The sequence below is a fragment of the Mycobacterium sp. TH-M106 genome, from assembly GCF_057473765.1.
This window is the reverse complement of sequence record NZ_JBYCLE010000324.1, coordinates 1-1,411: the sequence shown is the minus strand read 5'-3', so window position 1 is coordinate 1,411 and position 1,411 is coordinate 1. Positions and strand designations below refer to the sequence as shown.

Sequence of the window (1,411 nt, the reverse complement as noted above, 5' to 3'; positions counted from 1 at the left end):
CGAACGTCGGTGCCCGGGATCTACGCCGCCGGTGACTGCACCGGCCTGCTGCCGCTGGCGTCGGTCGCCGCGATGCAGGGCCGGATCGCGATGTATCACGCGCTGGGAGAGGCGGTGAGCCCGATCCGGCTGCGGACCGTGGCGGCGGCCGTCTTCACCCGGCCCGAGATCGCCGCGGTCGGAGTGCCGCAGCAGGCGATCGACGACGGAACGGTGCCGGCCCGCACCGTCATGTTGCCGTTGCAGACTAATGCGCGGGCCAAGATGTCGGGGATGCGGCACGGCTTTCTCAAGCTGTTCTGCCGACCGGCCACCGGGACGGTGATCGGTGGTGTGGTGGTGGCGCCGATCGCCTCCGAGTTGATCCTGCCGATCGCCCTGGCGGTGCAGAACACCATCACCGTCGCCGACCTCGCGCAGACCCTCGCCGTCTACCCGTCGCTGTCGGGTTCGCTCACCGAGGCCGGTCGGCGGTTGATGGCCCACGACGACTTGGACTAAGGCCTGGACTGACCGCCACGTAGCCTGGGACAGGCAGTGTCGTCAGCGACGAGTAACCGACAGGAGCGCCGCCCGTGAGCGACCCGATCCCGCTGGGGCCTGCCCAACGCGCGTCGGCCTGGGAGCGGCTCGGCGCCGAGCAGTTCGACGTGGTGGTCGTCGGCGGCGGGGTGGTGGGCGCCGGGTGCGCGCTGGACGCCGCCACTCGCGGGCTGCGGGTGGCGCTGGTCGAGGCCCGCGATTTCGCAGCCGGCACCTCCAGCCGCTCGTCGAAGATGTTCCACGGCGGGCTGCGCTACCTTGAGCAACTGGAGTTCGGGCTGGTCCGCGAGGCGCTGCACGAGCGTGAGCTGTCGCTGACCACGTTGGCGCCGCACCTGGTCAAGCCGCTGGCGTTTTTGTACCCGCTGACACGGCGGTGGTGGGAACGTCCCTATGTGGCCGCCGGCATATTTCTCTACGACCAGATGGGCGGGGCGAAATCTGTTCCAGCGCAAAGACATTTGACCCGCGCCGGTGCACTGCGGCTTTCTCCCGGCCTGAAGCGCAGCTCGTTGATCGGCGGCATCCGCTATTACGACACCGTCGTCGACGATGCCCGGCACACCGTGACGGTGGCGCGCACCGCGGCGCACTACGGCGCCGTGGTGCGATCCTCCACCCAGGTGGTGGCGCTGCTGCGGGAGGGCGACCGGGTGACCGGTGTGCAGGTGCGCGACTCCGAGGACGGCAGCATCACCGAAGTCCGCGGTCACGTGGTGGTCAATGCGACTGGGGTGTGGACCGACGAAATACAGGCACTGTCCAAGCAGCGCGGCCGGTTTCACGTGCGTGCGTCCAAGGGGGTGCACGTGGTGGTGCCGCGGGACCGGATCGTCAGCGAGGTCGCGATCATCTTGCGCACCGAGCG

2 protein-coding genes are annotated in these 1,411 nt (G+C 69.5%); both read left to right on the top strand.

All coding sequences use genetic code 11. The annotated features are described in order from the left end of the window. Positions 1-501 (top strand): NAD(P)/FAD-dependent oxidoreductase (locus AC2VOP_RS11290; RefSeq protein WP_486961047.1); only part of this gene is annotated, 501 nt, incomplete at its 5' end. 74 nt (positions 502-575) lie between these two features. Beyond that, positions 576-1,411: glycerol-3-phosphate dehydrogenase/oxidase (locus AC2VOP_RS11285; protein WP_486961046.1), on the top strand; the 836-nt coding region annotated here is incomplete at its 3' end.